Raw genomic sequence first — 15,338 nt, 5'->3', positions numbered from 1 at the left:
ACGCGGCACCGGCCCATACGTCACAGTTGACCCTTGTGGGACACGTCGACGTCAATGCCGTCAGCTACCAGCTCCCCGATGGGCGGCCGCTCCTCGGGGAGGTGAGCCTGCGCGTCGGTGAGGGCGCGAAGGTGGCGCTGGTCGGCCCCAACGGCACCGGCAAGACCACACTGTTGCGCATCATCGCGGGCGACCTGACTCACTTCGACGGGGCGGTCACCCGCAGTGGGGGACTCGGCGTGATGCGCCAGTTCATCGGCCAGGTGCGCGACAACACGACCGTGCGGGACCTGCTGGTCGGGGTCGCCCCCGAGCCGATCCGCAAGGCGGCCAAGGCGGTCGACGACAGTGAACTGGCGATCATGGAGGTCGACGACGAGCCGGCCCAGCTCGCCTACGCCCAGGCGCTCGCCGACTGGGGCGACGTCGGGGGCTATGAGCACGAGACGCTCTGGGACGTCTGCACGGTGGCGGCCATCGGGGTCCCCTTCGAGCAGGCGCAGTGGCGCAAGGTCAACACGCTCTCCGGCGGCGAGCAGAAGCGGCTCGTCCTCGAGGCGCTGCTGCGCGGACCCGAGGACGTGCTGCTGCTCGACGAGCCGGACAACTACCTCGACGTGCCGACCAAGCGCTGGCTCGAGGAGCAGATCGTCGCCTCGCCCAAGACGGTGCTGTTCGTCAGCCACGACCGCGAGCTGCTCGACCGCGTCGCGACCCGGATCGCGACCCTCGAGCCGAGCGCCGCAGGCAGCACGTGCTGGGTGCACGCCGGACGCTTCGCGACCTACCACCAGGCCCGGATCGACCGCAACGCCAGGTTGGAGGAGCTGCGCAAGCGGTGGGACGAGGAGCACGCCAAGCTCAGGGCCCTCGTGCTGATGTACAAGCAGAAGGCGGCCTACAACTCCGACATGGCGGCGCGCTACCACGCCGCGCAGACCCGGTTGAAGCGGTTCGAGGACGCCGGACCGCCCGAGGTGGTCGCCAGGGAGCAGAACGTGCGGATGCGGCTGCGGGGCGGCCGCACGGCCAAGCGGTCCGTGATCTGCGAGCGCCTCGAGCTGCGCGGAGGGACGCTCGCCGACGGCATCGGAGCCGACGGCGCCGAGCCCGGCGTGCTGATGAAGCCGTTCGACCTCGAGGTCTGGTACGGCGAGCGGGTGGCGGTCCTCGGCAGCAACGGCTCGGGCAAGTCGCACTTCCTGCGGCTGCTGGCCGGCGGCGGCAGCGACCCCGGTCCCGAGCACCGGCCGGTGGGCGACGTCTCTCCGCCGGCCGTCGCCCACACGGGTGTGGCCCGGCTGGGTTCGAGGGTGCGGCCGGGCTGGTTCGCGCAGACCCACGAGCACGCCTCCCTGGCCGGCCGCACCCTGCTGGAGGTCCTGCACCGCGGCGACGAGCACCGGGCCGGGAAACCGAGGGACGAGGCGGCCCGGGCGCTGGACCGCTATGAGCTGGCCCGGGCGTCCGAGCAGACCTTCGACTCACTGTCGGGCGGTCAGCAGGCGCGGTTCCAGATCCTGCTGCTCGAGCTGTCCGGCGCGACCCTGCTGCTGCTGGACGAGCCGACGGACAACCTCGACCTGCACTCCGCCGAAGCGCTCGAGGACGGGTTGGAGGCCTTCGAGGGCACGGTGCTCGCGGTCACCCACGACCGCTGGTTCGCGCGCGGCTTCGACCGCTACCTGGTCTTCGGCGCGGACGGACGGGTCTACGAGGCCGACGCGCCGGTCTGGGATGAGGGCCGGGTCGCCCGCGCCCGATGACCGGCGGCCGGCGGCCGGGCCCTAGAACTGTCGGCAGACCCGGGCCGGTTGCCGCGATCGGCGGGACCGAGCCCGACGACGCAGCTCGTGCACGATGAGCTGCTCCTGGTGCACGAGCGCGGGCACGTCGGGCTCCTGCGCCGACTCCTGCCCTTGAGCCGAGCGCGCTTGGCGCGCCAGCCGGAGGCCGTCCTCGACGGACGACAGCTCCACGATCAGCTCACGCACCGACTTCGGTGCAAGCCCAACCGGTTCCATGCCGGACCCCCTGCCCTTCTGCGGTCACCGATGTCGGGAACCTACCCCCGATTTCCCGGAACCCACCTCTCGCGAGCCATTCGTCATGCAGTCGTTATCGTCGGTCGCCGCCCGGCACGGAGGTCCGGCCCGGCGTCGTGCGGGACGGCGGGTCCACCGGCAGCGCGCAGGTGTAGACCGACACCCTTTTTGCGCCCGGCGTGCCCTGCCCGACCCGGCGATAGCGCTCGAGCACTTCGAGCAGCTCAGCCTGCAAGGCGGTGAGCTGCTCGGCGGTCACGAGCACCAGGTGGTCGTCCAGGCCGCACGCCTCGCGCCACGGTTCGGGCCAGTCGGCGGCGGAGCCCACCCACTGTTGGGCCTTCTCGCCGAAGTGCGCCACGTAGTCACGGGCCAGCCACTGCGCCGCCGCGGCCTCGTCCTCATCGGTGTCACCCGGCGACTCGTCGGGCTCGTCCGACCCGGCCATCGTCGCAGGACGCTGCGCGGCCCCGGCCTCCCAGACCCGCCGCCGTCCGGCCCCGGTGCCGGAGTCGGAGACCAGGCCGACCTCCTCGAGGCGGCGCAGGTGGTAGCTGGTCGCGCCGGTGTTGGTCGAGAGCGCCTGGGCCAGCTCCGTGGCGGTGGCACGACCGTGCACCCGCAACTGAGCCAGCAGCCGTGACCGCAGGGGGTGGGCGAGCACCCGCAGGGCGGCGCGGTCGAGGGGAGGCGACGGGGCCGGGGAGCGGCGAGCGGACGGCATACCTGCACAATAGTTGTGCACACTTCCTCTGCACAATCGGTGTGGATCACCCTCGGGAGCCGGTTTCGTGCTCAGCAGAGCCGGTTCGCGCCGATTTTGAGGCGCCACGGGACGGCCGGTAAAGTAGGTATCCGTTGTGCGAACGGTGGGTGAAGGCCCCCGGACAGCCTCCACCGAGTTCTGAGTGACCGGGGGCGTCGCGCAAGGGCCCACCAGAACCGACACGAACGAAGGCTACGACCGTGCGTACGTTTACCCCGAAGCCCGCCGAGGTCACTCGCGCGTGGCACGTCATCGACGCGACCGACGTCGTCCTGGGTCGCCTCGCGAGCCAGACCGCGATCCTGCTGCGCGGCAAGCACAAGACGGTCTTCGCGCCGCACGTCGACACCGGTGACTTCGTCATCATCGTCAACGCCGAGAAGGTGGCGCTGACCGGCGCCAAGCTCGAGAAGAAGATGCACTACCACCACTCCGGCTTCCCGGGTGGCCTGAGGGCCACGAGCTACCAGGAGCTGCTCGCCAAGAACCCGGCCAAGGCCGTGGAGAAGGCCGTTGCCGGCATGCTCCCGAAGAACTCTCTGGGCCGCCAGATGCTGACCAAGCTCAAGGTCTACCCGGGCGAGAACCACCCGCACACGGCGCAGAAGCCGGTGCCGTTCGAGATCACCCAGGTCCCGCAGCAGTAATCCACGGCCTCCCCAGGCTGTCGTCAAACGAAGCAGAACACGCACACGAGGAGAACCGTGGCTGACACCACTACGACGGACACCCCCGTCGAGAACGAAGAGCAAGAGCTCACCGAGTACACCAGCGAGTCCGAGACCCCCGTGGTCGAGGAGCGCAAGCCGGCTGCGTCCGGCCCCGGCGCCGGCACCGGCCGCCGCAAGCAGGCCATCGCCCGCGTGCGGATCGTCCCCGGTTCGGGCGAGTGGAAGATCAACGGGCGCAGCCTCGAGGACTACTTCCCCAACAAGGTCCACCAGCAGATCGTGAACGAGCCGCTCACCGTGCTCGAGCTCGACGGCTCGTATGACGTGCTGGTGCGCGTCCACGGTGGTGGCCCGTCCGGGCAGGCCGGTGCGGTGCGCCTCGGCGTGGCGCGGTCACTCAACCAGGTCGACGCGGAGCTCAACCGCCCGGCGCTGAAGAAGGCCGGCTTCCTCAAGCGCGACCCGCGGGTCATCGAGCGCAAGAAGGCCGGGCTGAAGAAGGCGCGCAAGGCACCGCAGTACAGCAAGCGCTGACGATCGAGCGAGCTTGCGAGCGCTGAGGAAGCGCGAGAAGGCGGCAGCGTTGACGATCGCGAGCTTGCGAGCGCTGAGGAAGCGCGAGAAGGCGGCAGCGTTGACGATCGAGCGAGCTTGCGAGCGCTGAGGAAGCGCGAGAAGGCGGCAGCGTTGACGATCGAGCGAGCTTGCGAGCGCCGACGAAGGCGGTCCCGGGTGTCCGGGGCCGCCTTCGCGCGTGTGCAGGTATACCGTGCAGGGAGTGCCCCGCCCGGACCGACGTCGTGCTGCCGGCACGCACCCCCCCGACTGATCGAGAGGTTGATTCATGGCTCGACTCTTCGGCACGGACGGCGTCCGTGGCCTGGCCAACCGCGAGGTGACCGCCGAGCTCGCGCTCGACCTGTCCGTCGCGGCGGCACACGTGCTGGCCGAGAAGGGTGAGTTCGCGGGTCACCGCCCCATCGCTGTCGTGGGCCGGGATCCACGGATCTCCGGGGAGTTCCTCTCGGCGGCCGTCACCGCAGGTCTGGCCTCCGCCGGGGTCGACGTGCTCGATGCGGGCGTCCTGCCCACCCCGGCCATCGCCTTCCTCACCGACCACACCGGCGCCGACCTGGGCGCCATGCTCTCGGCATCCCACAACGCGATGCCCGACAACGGCATCAAGTTCTTCGCCCGCGGCGGCCACAAGCTGGCCGACGCGCTCGAGGACGCGATCGAGGCGCGGATGGGCGAACCGTGGGAACGGCCGGTCGGCGAGTCGGTCGGCCACATCCAACCCCTCGCGGGCGGACAGGCGGCCTACGTCGAGCACCTGCTGAGCGTCATACCCCATCGTCTGGACGGTCTGCACGTCGTGCTCGACACGGCACACGGGGCGGCCAGCACGGTCGGTCCTGAGGCCTTCCAGTCGGCCGGGGCGCGGGTCTCGGTCATCGGCGCGGAGCCGGACGGCTTCAACATCAACGACGGCTACGGCTCCACCCATCTGGAGAACCTGCGCAAGGCCGTGGTCGTGCACGGCGCCGATCTGGGGCTGGCGTTCGACGGAGACGCCGACCGGTGCCTGGCGGTGGACTCGGCGGGCGACGTCGTGGACGGCGACCAGATCATGGCCGTGCTCGCCCTGGCGATGCGCGATCGCGGCACGTTGGCCGACGACACGCTGGTGGCGACGGTGATGAGCAACCTCGGGCTGCTGCAGGCGATGGAGCGCGAGGGCGTGCAGGTCAAGCAGACGGCGGTGGGGGACCGCTACGTGCTCGAGGGCATGCGCAAGGGCTCCTTCTCACTGGGCGGTGAGCAGTCCGGCCACGTGATCTTCCTCGACCACGGCACGACCGGCGACGGCATCCTCACCGGGCTGATGCTGGCCGCGCGGGTGGCCGAGACCGGGTCGTCGCTGGAGGAGCTCACCGCGGTCATGCACCGGCTGCCGCAGGTGATGATCAACGTCAAGGACGTCGACAAGTTCCGGGTCGACGAGGACCCCGAGGTGCAGGCCGCGGTCCGGGCCGTCGAGGAGGAGCTGGCCGACTCGGGCCGGGTGCTGCTGCGCAAGTCGGGCACCGAACCGGTCGTCCGGGTCATGGTCGAGGCCGCCTCGAGCGAGCTCGCGCGGGCCAAGGCCGAGCAGCTCGCCGACGTCGTCCGGCTGCACCTGTCCATCTGACCCCGCGAGGAATCATCGTGAGGTTTCGGCCCTCAAGAGGGCACCGAACCACACGATGATCCCTCACGGGGGGTCAGTCGATCTGGCGCAGCAGGCCGGTGTCCACGTCGTAGATGAACCCGCCCACCGCAACGGTGTCGGGGATCAGCGGGTGCGAGCGCACGATCGCCAGGTCCTCGCGCAGCGCCTTCTCCTGGTCGTCGACGACGTGGAAGAACTGCCAGTGGGCGTCGAGCCCGGCCGACTCACCGACCTTGGTGCGGAACTCCTCCTCGGTGGCGGAGGACATGGCGCAGCGAGTGTGCGGGGCGACCAGGATGCGGTCGACGTTGAGAAGGTGAGTGGCGAGCACGAGCGCCTCGAGGGCCGACTCGGTGACCCTGCCGCCCGGGTTGCGGAAGATCTTGGCGTCGCCGGCCTTCAGGCCCAGCAGGCCGAGCGGGTCGATCCGAGAGTCCATGCACGTCACCAGCGCGACGCCCGCGCGCGCGATGCCGTCGAACCCGCCCATGTCGAAGTGCTCGGCATATCTGCGGTTGGCCTCGAGCAGGTCGTCGAAACGGCCCTTGTCCTTGGTCGATGTGGTCACAGTCCTGGCCTCCTGGTGATGGTCATGGCGACCGGTTTGGCGGTCGCCTCGAAGAAGTCGTTGCCCTTGTCGTCGACGACGATGAAGGCCGGGAAGTTCTCCACGTCGATCTTCCACACCGCCTCCATGCCGAGCTCTTCGTACTCGAGGACCTCGACGTGCTTGATGCAGTCCTGGGCGAGGCGAGCGGCAGGACCGCCGATCGACCCGAGGTAGAACCCCCCGTGCGACGCGCAGGCGTCGGTGACCTGCTTGCTACGGTTGCCCTTGGCCAGCATGACCTTCGAGCCGCCTGCGGCCTGGAACTGCTCGACGTAGGAGTCCATCCGGCCGGCCGTGGTGGGCCCGAAGGAACCGGACGGCATACCCTCCGGCGTCTTGGCGGGCCCGGCGTAGTAGACGGGGTGGTCCCGGAGGTACTGCGGCATCTGCTCCCCCGCGTCGAGCCGCTCCTTGATCTTGGCGTGCGCGATGTCCCGCGCCACCACGAGCGGCCCGGTCAGGGACAGCCGGGTCTTGACCGGGTGCCGGGACAGCTCGGCGAGCACCTCGTCCATGGGGCGGGTGAGGTCGATCCTGACCACGGCGTTCTTGCCGGTCGAGCTGACCCCCACCGCCTCGTCGGCGTGCTCGCCCAGGTCCTCGTGGGTCTCGTCCGGCAGGAACCGGGCCGGGTCGGTCTCGAGCTGTTCGAGGAAGACGCCGTCCGCGGTGATCTTGCCCCTGGCCTGGCGGTCGGCCGAGCAGGAGACGGCGATCGCCACCGGCAGCGAGGCGCCGTGCCGCGGCAGCCGCACGACTCGCACGTCGTGGCAGAAGTACTTGCCGCCGAACTGCGCCCCGATGCCGAACTGCCGCGTCAGCTCGAGCACCCGCTCCTCGAGCTCGGTGTCGCGGAAGCCTTGCGGGATGGGGGAGCCCGCCGTGGGCATCCCGTCGAGGTACTTGGCGCTCGCGTACTTCGCCGTCTTGAGGGCGAACTCGGCCGACGTGCCACCGATGACGATGGCCAGGTGGTAGGGCGGACACGCCGCGGTGCCAAGGGAGCGCAGCTTCTCGTCCAGGAACGCCATCATCGCGTCCGGGTTCAGGATCGCCTTGGTCTCCTGATAGAGGAACGACTTGTTCGCCGAGCCTCCGCCCTTGGCCATGAACAGGAACGAGTAGGAGGCCTCGTGACCGGGCGAGGTGTCGGCATACAGCTCGATCTGGGCGGGCAGGTTGCTGCCGGTGTTCTGCTCCTCCCACATGGACAGCGGTGCCATCTGGCTGTAGCGCAGGTTGAGCCGGGTGTAGGCGTCGAAGACCCCACGAGCTATTGACTCTTCGTCCGAGACGTCATGGCCGTCGGTGAGCACGTGCTGGCCGCGCTTGCCCATCACGATGGCGGTGCCGGTGTCCTGGCACATCGGCAGCACCCCGCCGGCCGCGATGTTCGCGTTCTTGAGCAGGTCGAGCGCCACGAACTTGTCGTTGTTGCTGGCCTCGGGATCGTCCAGGATCCGCCGCAGCTGCGCCAGGTGGGCCGGACGCAGGTAGTGCGCGATGTCGTGCATCGCCGTCTCGGTGAGCAACCGCAGTGCCTCCGGCGCGACCTCGAGGAACGTCCGGCCCCCGGGGCCCGCCACGGCGCGGACACCCTCGGTGGTCACGAGCCGGTATGCCGTGTCGTCGGCTCCCGTCGGAAGCAGGTCTGCGTAGGTGAACTCGGGCACTCGCGGCTCCTTCGTCGTGCGTGGACCGTACGGCGGCGCGCTTTCGGGTGATAACGAGGCCGTACCGGTTCCAGACTAGAGGTGCGTAGGCTGTGGCGTCGGTCACGTAGAGGTGGTAGACCTACTCCACGCTGTATCGCCGAGAGGAGTCTCCGTGCAACGACGCAAGAGCCCGAGGTCTGTGGCGGGCGCAGCGGTGCTGGCGCTGGTCGCATCGGGTGCACTCGCCGCGTGCGGTGGTTCCAGCAGCGCGGCCGGCACGCCCACCCTGACCTGGTACATCAACCCGGACGGCGGCGGATCCGACCCGACCAAGGGCGGTCAGGCACAGATCGCCCTCGAGTGCACCAAGGCCGCGCAGGGGCGTTACCGGATCAACTTCCAGCAGCTGCCCAACAGCGCCAGCGACCAGCGGACCCAGCTGCTCCGACGCCTGGCCGCCGGCGACTCCAACATGGACCTGATGAGTGTCGACCCGGCGTTCAACACCGAGTTCGCGGCGGCCGGCTACTACGCCCCGGTGCCGCAGAAGATGGTCAAGCAGTTCACGCAGGACCGGGTGCAGTCCTCGATCGACGCGTCCAAGTACAAGGGCAAGCTGATCTCGGTTCCCTTCTGGGCCAACACGCAGGTGCTCTGGTATCGCAAGAGCGTGGCCAAGCAGGCCGGCCTCGACATGACGAAGCCGGTCACCTGGGACCAGCTGATCGCCGCGGCGCAGAAGAGCAAGACCGACATCGGTGTGCAGGCCGCCCTCTACGAGGGCTACTCGGTGTGGATCAACGCGCTCATCGAGGGCGCCGGCGGCCACATCGTCAAGAACCCGAACGCGACCTACGAGAGCATCCAGCTCGGGCTGGACAGCCCGGCGGGCAAGGCGGCGGCCGCCGTCATCGCCAAGGTCGCCAAGACGGGCACCGGCGGTCCGGCGGTGGGCTCCTCGCAGGAGACCCAGTCGCTCAACCTCTTCCAGGGCAAGAAGACCAGCGGCTTCCTGGTCAACTGGCCCTACGTGTATGCCGCGCTGAAGTCGGCCAAGGTGCCGTGGCTGGACGACGTGGGCTGGACGATGTATCCGCGCACGGTGGACGGCAAGCCTTCCACGCCGCCCTTCGGCGGCATCGAGATCGCGGTCGGCAAGGACAGCAACCACCCCGATCTCGCCTACGACGCCGCCTCGTGCATCACCAACGAGGAGCACCAGGTCCTCTACATGGTCTCGACCGGCAACCCGGCCAGCCGCAAGCAGGCGTTCAGCGACCCCAAGGTGACCAAGGCCTTCCCCGGCGGGCTGGCCGCGCTGATCCGCGACTCCCTGGACAAGGCGGCGACGCGGCCGCTCTCCCCGTACTGGGGTGACATGTCGACCGCACTGCAACAGAGGTTCAGCCCACCCGACGCCGTCGGGCCGAACACCCCCGCCGCAGCGCAGAAGTTCATCCTCGACGTGCTGAACGGAAAGGCCCTGCTATGACCTCGGTGGTCGAGAACGCGAAGGAGACCCCGGCCCGGAAGAAGCCCAAGGCGGTGCTGTCCGACCGGGCACGTTCGGAGCGGGCTCTCGGCTGGAGGCTGGCCGGGCCGGCGTTCTTCGTCATGCTCTTCGTGACACTGTGGCCGATCGGGGACGCCATCTGGTTGTCGCTGTTCAACTACCGTCTGACCGACCCGGCGGGCCGCAAGTTCGTCTGGTTCCAGAACTACGTGACGGCCCTGTCCGACCCGTTGTTCTGGCAGACGTTCGTCACGACGTTCGCGATCGTCATCTTCACCCTGATCTTCGAGCTGATCTTCGGCTTCGCCATCGCCCTGGTGATGAACAAGATCGTGGTCCCGCGCAAGACCCTGCGCACGATCGTGCTGATTCCCTACGCGATCATCACCGTCGTCTCGGCGTTCTCCTGGCGCTACGCCGCGGAGATCGACACCGGGTTCTTCAACCACTGGCTCAACTGGATCACCGTCGGCGGGTTCCCCCTGGACTACAACTGGTTCGGTGGACGCTGGAGCTCACTGTTCATCATCAGCATGTCGGAGATCTGGAAAACCACACCGTTCATGTCGTTGCTGCTCCTCGCCGGTCTGGCCCAGGTGGACAGTTCCATGGAGGAGGCAGCACAGGTCGACGGCGCGACCTGGTGGCAGCGGCTCTACAAGGTGGTGCTGCCCAACATGAAGGCGGCCCTGATGGTGGCAGTCCTCTTCCGCACCCTTGACGCCATTCGGATCTACGACAACCCCTACGTCATGACCGGAGGTGCCAACGAGACGATGAGCCTGTCGATGCTGGTGTCCAACGAGACGATCACGCGGGTCGAGATCGGCATGGGGTCAGCCCTGTCCGTGATCCTGTTCATCATCGTGCTCATCGTGGCGGCGATCTTCGTCAGAGGATTCAAGGTCGACCTGACGGGAGGTAACAAGTAGCCATGGAGACCAACGTCAGCAACAAGGTCCGCAACTGGCTGGCTGCCGCCTCGGTCCCGATCATCATCTGGACCGTGATCCCCCTGCTCTGGATCCTGGCCACGTCGCTGAAGTCCGACGCCGCGCTGGCCGACTCCAGCCAGAACGTCCTGGGCAACTTCTGGCCCAAGGACATCAGCTGGGACAACTACAAGCTGATCTTCACCGGCGGCGCCAAGGACCTGTTCCTCCCGGCCCTGTGGCACTCGATCGTGGTCTGCCTCTCGGCGACGGTCATCAGCGTCGTGCTGGCCACGTTCTGCGCCTACGCGATCGCACGGCTGACCTTCCCGGGCAAGAAGCTCATCCTGACCACCGCGCTCGGCGTGTCCTTCTTCCCGGTCATCGCGATGGTCACCCCGATCTTCAACCTCTGGCGATCGGTCGGACTGTTCGACACCATTCCCGGGCTGATCATCCCCTACCTTGCCCTGACGGTGCCGTTGTCCATCTGGATCCTCGCAGCGTTCTTCCAGCAGATCCCGTGGGAGATGGAGCAGGCGGCCCAGGTCGACGGCGCCACGTCGTGGCAGGCATTCCGCAAGGTGATCGTGCCGCTCGCGGCACCCGGTGTGTTCACCACGGCGATCATCGCCTTCTTCACCGCCTGGAACGACTTCGTCTTCTCGCTGAACCTCACCTCCGAGCACGCCCGGACGGTCCCGGCGGCGCTGGCTTTCTTCACGGGCGCGAGCCAGTTCACCCAACCCACCGGCGCGATCTGCGCCGCAGCCGTCGTCGTGACCATCCCCGTCGTCATCCTCGTCCTGCTCTTCCAGAAGCGCATCGTCTCCGGCCTGACCTCCGGTGCCGTCAAGGGCTGAGCCGGCCACCCGGCATACGCACTAAGGAGCCATCGAATGTCCAACATCACGCTCAAGAACCTCGTCAAGAAGTACGGCGACGGCTTCCCGGCGGTCAACGACGTATCGCTCGACATCGCCGACGGCGAGTTCATGATCCTGGTCGGTCCGTCCGGCTGCGGGAAGTCCACCCTCCTGCGGATGATCGTCGGACTCGAGGACATCACCTCAGGTGACCTGCTGATCGGGGACAAGCGGGTCAACGACCTTGCGCCGCGCGACCGCAACCTGGCCATGGTGTTCCAGAACTATGCGCTCTACCCGCACCTGACGGTGTTCGAGAACATCGCGTTCCCGCTGCGCCTCGCCAAGGGCCACCACGACGAGAGCGACATCAAGAAGAAGGTCAACGCCGCATCGGCGATGCTCGACCTGGACGAGCACCTGGAACGCAAGCCCGGCAATCTCTCCGGTGGCCAGCGCCAGCGGGTGGCCATGGGCCGGGCCATCGTCCGCGACGCGGAGGCGTTCCTCTTCGACGAGCCGCTGTCCAACCTCGACGCCAAGCTCCGCGGGCAGATGCGCACCGAGATCGCGCGGATGCAGCGGCGACTCGGCATCACCACGGTCTACGTCACCCACGACCAGACCGAGGCCATGACGCTGGGCGACCGGGTCTCCGTGCTCAAGAAGGGTGTCCTGCAGCAGTGCGCGCCGCCGCGAGAGCTCTACGAGCAGCCGGTCAACCTCTTCGTCGCGGGGTTCATCGGCTCGCCCCCGATGAACTTCCTGCCGGCCCGGGTGGAGGGGTCGACGCTCAAGACGCCGGTCGCGGACGTCCCGGTGTCGGGCGAGCTGGCCGAGAAGATCAAGGGCAAGGAGCTGGTGATCGTCGGCATCCGCCCGGAGACCTTCAAGGACGCCTCGCTCGGTGACACCCAGGCGCAGGGAGCCGTCCGTTTCACCGCGCCGGTGGACGTCACGGAGTGGCTGGGCAATGAGCAGTACGCCTACATCCCCTTCGAGGCCGACCCGTCGGTGAAGAACAAGCTGGACGAGCTCGACCGTGACCTCGACGGCGAGGGCATGCGCACCCAGCTGGTGGTCAACCTGGACGCCCGCTCCCGGATCCGGGAGGGCGATGACGCCGAGCTGTTCTTCGACCCGGCGCTGATGCACGTCTTCGACCCGGAGTCGGGCGAGTGCCTCACCCGGGACGAGGAGGAGGCGGCCCGGATCGTGGAGGAGAGCGAGGCCGACCGCAAGCGGGCGCTCGAGCGGGCCCGTCAGCGCGAGGGCAAGGTCACCGGGGACGTGCCGGAGGACGCCGAGGCCAGCTGAGTCTCAGAGGAGCTCGGCCCGGGTCGGCGGATTGGCACCGGCCCGGGAGACCGTCACCGCCGACGCCGCCACGGCTCGTGCGACCGCTGGTCGTATGTCGGGCAGGTTGCTCTCGCGCATGCGCTCGCGCGCCGACCGGCCACCGAGCAGACTGGCGTCGAGCAGCCCTGACACCAGCCCGGACATGAACGAGTCGCCGGCGCCCACGGTGTCGACCACGTCGACCACCTTCGCGTCGACGCTGGTGGCCTCCGAGGTGCCGGGCAGGGTGACCACGGCGCCCTCGCCCCCGCGAGTGATGACGATCAGACCCGGACCCAGGCGACTCCACAGGCGCAGGATCTCCGCGACCGGTGTGCCGTCATACAGCCACTCGACGTCCTCCTCGCTGGCCTTGACGACGTCGCACAGCCCGATGAGCTGCTCGACCTTGGCGCGCACGTCGTGGGCGCTGCCCATCAGGGTGGGTCGCAGGTTGGGGTCGAAGGAGATCGTGGCCCTCGGGCGCGCGTCCTCGACCGCGGCCAGGACGGCGGAGGCGCCCGGTTCGAGGGTCGCGGCGATGGAGCCGGTGTGCAGGTGGGTCACCTCGGTCGGCACGGGCGGCATCTGCCACTCCAGGTCGAACTCGTAGGCGGCCACGCCCTGGTCGTCGAGCAGGGCGGTCGCCGTCGGCGTGCGCGTCGCGGTGTCGCTGCCCGGTGTGAGCGGCACCCCCTCGGCGGCGAGCAGGTCGGCGATCATCCGTCCGTGCGGGTCAGTGGCGATGTGGGTGGCGAGCTCGACGGGGTGTCCCAGCCGGGAGAGGCCGATCGCGACGTTGGCAGGGCTGCCGCCGACGTGCTCGACCGGCGGGCGACCGGTGCGGTGCACGATGTCGATGAGCGCCTCACCGATGACGAGGGTCGGTTGTGCCATCGGAGCTCAGCCGCGCGGCTGCGCGTGGTCGAAGTTGATGGCGCTGTAGCCGCGGAGCTTGGCGAGCTGGTGGTGCGCCTCGATCACCCGGATCGTGCCGCTCTTGGACCGCATGACCAGCGAGTGGGTGGTGGCGCCGCCGGCCCGGTAGCGCACGCCGCGCAGCAACTCGCCGTCGGTGATCCCGGTCGCGACGAAGAAGCAGTCGTCGCCGCGGACGAGGTCGTCGGTGGACAGCACGGCGTCGAGGTCGAGGCCGGCGTCGAGGGCCTTGGCCCGCTCGTCGTCATCGGTGGGCCACAGTTTGCCCTGCAGGACGCCGCCGAGGCACTTGATGGCGCAGGCGGCGATGATGCCCTCGGGAGTGCCTCCGACACCGAGCAGCAGGTCGACACCGGTGTCGGGGCGTGCGGCCATGATCGCGCCGGCCACGTCGCCGTCGGAGATGAACCGCAGCCGGGCACCCGCGTCGCGGACCTCGGCGGCGAGGGCCTCGTGGCGAGGCCGGTCGAGGATGACCACCGTGACGTCCTCGGGCCGCTCGTTCTTGGCCTTGGCGACCCGCCGGATGTTCTCGGCGACCGGGAGCCGGATGTCCACGACGTCGGCGGCCTCCGGACCGGTGGCCAGCTTGTCCATGTAGAAGACGGCGCTCGGGTCATACATCGTGCCGCGCTCGGCGACTGCGAGCACGGACACGGCGTTGCTCTGCCCCTTGGCGGTCAGCGTCGTGCCGTCGATCGGGTCGACGGCGACGTCCACGTCGGGGCCGGTGCCGTCACCGACCGCCTCACCGTTGAACAGCATCGGCGCGTCGTCCTTCTCGCCCTCCCCGATGACCACGACGCCCTTCATGCTCACGGTGGAGATGAGCGATCGCATCGCCGCGACGGCGGCGCCGTCGGCACCGTTCTTGTCCCCCCTGCCCACCCAGCGGCCGCCGGCCATCGCGGCGGCCTCGGTGACCCGCACCAGCTCGAGCGCCAGGTTTCGGTCGGGCGCCTCCGTGGCGGACGTGCTGGCGTGCGGCGAGTCCGGCGACATCTCGAGTTCCTCCCGATGGGCACGACGTGGCGCTATGACTCTAGCGGGCCGGTGCCTCGCTCCGGACGCACGACCACGCGGGTGGGCGGCCCGGGTTCGTCGCACCGACCGTCCTCGGCGACCATAGGGGGGTGAGCACACCGCAGAACCGTCCCGCCGGCACCGGTGCCGAACCGGCACCCCCCGGGCCGACACGTCGTCGTGGCGGGGAGACGGCCCGGAACATGATCATCTCGACGGTGGTGGTCGTGCTCATGGCCCTGGTGCTCTTCGCGCTCGTCCCGCGGGGCAAGGGCGCCGACCCGGCGACGGTCGACGTCGCCCCGGTCGCCGCGCAGGTGGTCGACGAGACCGGCTGGCCGATCTCCGCACCGCAGGGCCTTCCCGAGGGTTGGAAGCCGACCAACGTCAGGTTCACCACGGTCGAGCAGCTCCGGACCTGGCACGCGGGCTACCTGACCCCGGACAAGCAGTACGTGTCGATCGACCAGACCCGGAACGCCACCGACCGGTGGGTGGCAGCCAACACCAAGGACGCCGCCGCCAGCGGCACCAGGGACGTCGACGGGCGGACCTGGCGCACGATGCGCTCGCCGGACGGAAAGAGCCACGCCCTCGTGCTCCGGGCGGGTCGGGGACGGCCGCTCACCACCGTGGTGTGGGGCACGTCGTCGTATGACGACCTGGCCACCTTCGCCGGCCGGCTCCAGCCGGTGCGCGCCGGCCGGGGCTGACCGGTCGGCAGCCACCCCTCCCAGGGGAGGGACGGGGCGGGTCGGCCCACCGACC

15 protein-coding genes are annotated in these 15,338 nt (G+C 69.2%); 9 read left to right on the top strand and 6 right to left on the bottom strand.

Annotated features, from left to right (window positions below; genetic code table 11):
• The first annotated feature begins 35 nt into the window (after positions 1-35).
• The gene (locus FCN22_RS05545) at positions 36-1,766 is read left to right on the top strand and encodes an ABC-F family ATP-binding cassette domain-containing protein (protein WP_137120724.1); all 1,731 of its coding nucleotides are present in this window, start codon (positions 36-38) and stop codon (positions 1,764-1,766) included.
• 21 nt (positions 1,767-1,787) lie between these two features.
• Here the strand turns inward: FCN22_RS05545 and FCN22_RS05540 are convergent, their stop codons facing one another.
• Both FCN22_RS05540 and FCN22_RS05535 read right to left on the bottom strand, forming a co-directional pair.
• The gene (locus FCN22_RS05540) at positions 1,788-2,024 is read right to left on the bottom strand and encodes a hypothetical protein (protein WP_137120558.1); all 237 of its coding nucleotides are present in this window, start codon (positions 2,022-2,024) and stop codon (positions 1,788-1,790) included.
• A 94-nt stretch (positions 2,025-2,118) separates the two neighbouring features.
• Positions 2,119-2,769, bottom strand: a complete 651-nt coding sequence (locus FCN22_RS05535; RefSeq protein ID WP_137120557.1) for a winged helix-turn-helix domain-containing protein — start codon at positions 2,767-2,769, stop codon at positions 2,119-2,121.
• A gap of 242 nt (positions 2,770-3,011) precedes the next feature.
• Between FCN22_RS05535 and rplM the strand changes: the two genes are divergently transcribed.
• The 3 genes from rplM (at position 3,012) to glmM (ending at position 5,673) form a co-directional block, all read left to right on the top strand.
• Entirely contained in the window at positions 3,012-3,458 is a 447-nt protein-coding gene (gene rplM, locus FCN22_RS05530; RefSeq protein ID WP_137120556.1) for a 50S ribosomal protein L13, read from the top strand.
• A 57-nt stretch (positions 3,459-3,515) separates the two neighbouring features.
• On the top strand, positions 3,516-4,016 hold the full coding sequence (gene rpsI / locus FCN22_RS05525; protein ID WP_137120555.1) for a 30S ribosomal protein S9: 501 nt from the start codon (positions 3,516-3,518) through the stop codon (positions 4,014-4,016).
• Positions 4,017-4,326: 310 nt separating this feature from the next.
• Positions 4,327-5,673, top strand: coding sequence for a phosphoglucosamine mutase (gene glmM / locus FCN22_RS05520; protein WP_137120554.1), 1,347 nt, complete (start codon positions 4,327-4,329; stop codon positions 5,671-5,673).
• Positions 5,674-5,746: 73 nt separating this feature from the next.
• On the opposite strand, the gene FCN22_RS05515 is transcribed toward glmM, so the two are convergent.
• Both FCN22_RS05515 and FCN22_RS05510 read right to left on the bottom strand, forming a co-directional pair.
• Positions 5,747-6,262 (bottom strand): beta-class carbonic anhydrase, encoded by a 516-nt coding sequence (locus FCN22_RS05515; protein ID WP_238384544.1) that lies wholly within the window; start codon positions 6,260-6,262, stop codon positions 5,747-5,749.
• Positions 6,259-7,977, bottom strand: coding sequence for a fumarate hydratase (locus FCN22_RS05510; protein ID WP_137120553.1), 1,719 nt, complete (start codon positions 7,975-7,977; stop codon positions 6,259-6,261). The genes FCN22_RS05515 and FCN22_RS05510 overlap by 4 nt, the downstream gene beginning before the upstream one ends.
• A gap of 154 nt (positions 7,978-8,131) precedes the next feature.
• On the opposite strand from FCN22_RS05510, the gene FCN22_RS05505 reads away from it, so the two are divergent.
• The 4 genes from FCN22_RS05505 to FCN22_RS05490 are packed head-to-tail and all read left to right on the top strand — an operon-like array spanning position 8,132 to position 12,587.
• A complete protein-coding gene (locus tag FCN22_RS05505) occupies positions 8,132-9,451 on the top strand; it encodes an extracellular solute-binding protein (protein WP_137120552.1) in 1,320 nt (439 codons plus the stop codon).
• The gene (locus FCN22_RS05500) at positions 9,448-10,404 is read left to right on the top strand and encodes a carbohydrate ABC transporter permease (RefSeq protein ID WP_137120551.1); all 957 of its coding nucleotides are present in this window, start codon (positions 9,448-9,450) and stop codon (positions 10,402-10,404) included. The genes FCN22_RS05505 and FCN22_RS05500 overlap by 4 nt, the downstream gene beginning before the upstream one ends.
• A gap of 2 nt (positions 10,405-10,406) precedes the next feature.
• On the top strand, positions 10,407-11,267 hold the full coding sequence (locus FCN22_RS05495; protein WP_137120550.1) for a carbohydrate ABC transporter permease: 861 nt from the start codon (positions 10,407-10,409) through the stop codon (positions 11,265-11,267).
• 36 nt (positions 11,268-11,303) lie between these two features.
• Entirely contained in the window at positions 11,304-12,587 is a 1,284-nt protein-coding gene (locus tag FCN22_RS05490; RefSeq protein WP_137120549.1) for an ABC transporter ATP-binding protein, read from the top strand.
• Between the two features lie 3 nt (positions 12,588-12,590).
• On the opposite strand, the gene FCN22_RS05485 is transcribed toward FCN22_RS05490, so the two are convergent.
• Positions 12,591-13,505: a PfkB family carbohydrate kinase gene (locus tag FCN22_RS05485; RefSeq protein WP_137120548.1), complete on the bottom strand. Its 915-nt coding sequence runs from the start codon at positions 13,503-13,505 to the stop codon at positions 12,591-12,593.
• Between the two features lie 6 nt (positions 13,506-13,511).
• Positions 13,512-14,549 carry a class II fructose-bisphosphatase gene (glpX, locus tag FCN22_RS05480; RefSeq protein ID WP_137120547.1) on the bottom strand — a complete coding sequence of 346 codons (1,038 nt, stop codon included), beginning with the start codon at positions 14,547-14,549 and terminating at the stop codon, positions 13,512-13,514.
• 131 nt (positions 14,550-14,680) lie between these two features.
• On the opposite strand from glpX, the gene FCN22_RS05475 reads away from it, so the two are divergent.
• Complete coding sequence (locus FCN22_RS05475; protein ID WP_137120546.1) at positions 14,681-15,283, top strand: DUF4245 domain-containing protein; 603 nt, start codon at positions 14,681-14,683, stop codon at positions 15,281-15,283.
• Positions 15,284-15,338: the final 55 nt, after the last annotated feature.

Origin of the sequence: Segeticoccus rhizosphaerae (assembly GCF_005222685.1) — a bacterium.
Taxonomy (GTDB): domain Bacteria; phylum Actinomycetota; class Actinomycetes; order Actinomycetales; family Dermatophilaceae; genus Segeticoccus; species Segeticoccus rhizosphaerae.
The sequence above is the reverse complement of the archived record's forward strand: the minus strand, read 5'-3'. Positions and strand labels throughout refer to the sequence as shown.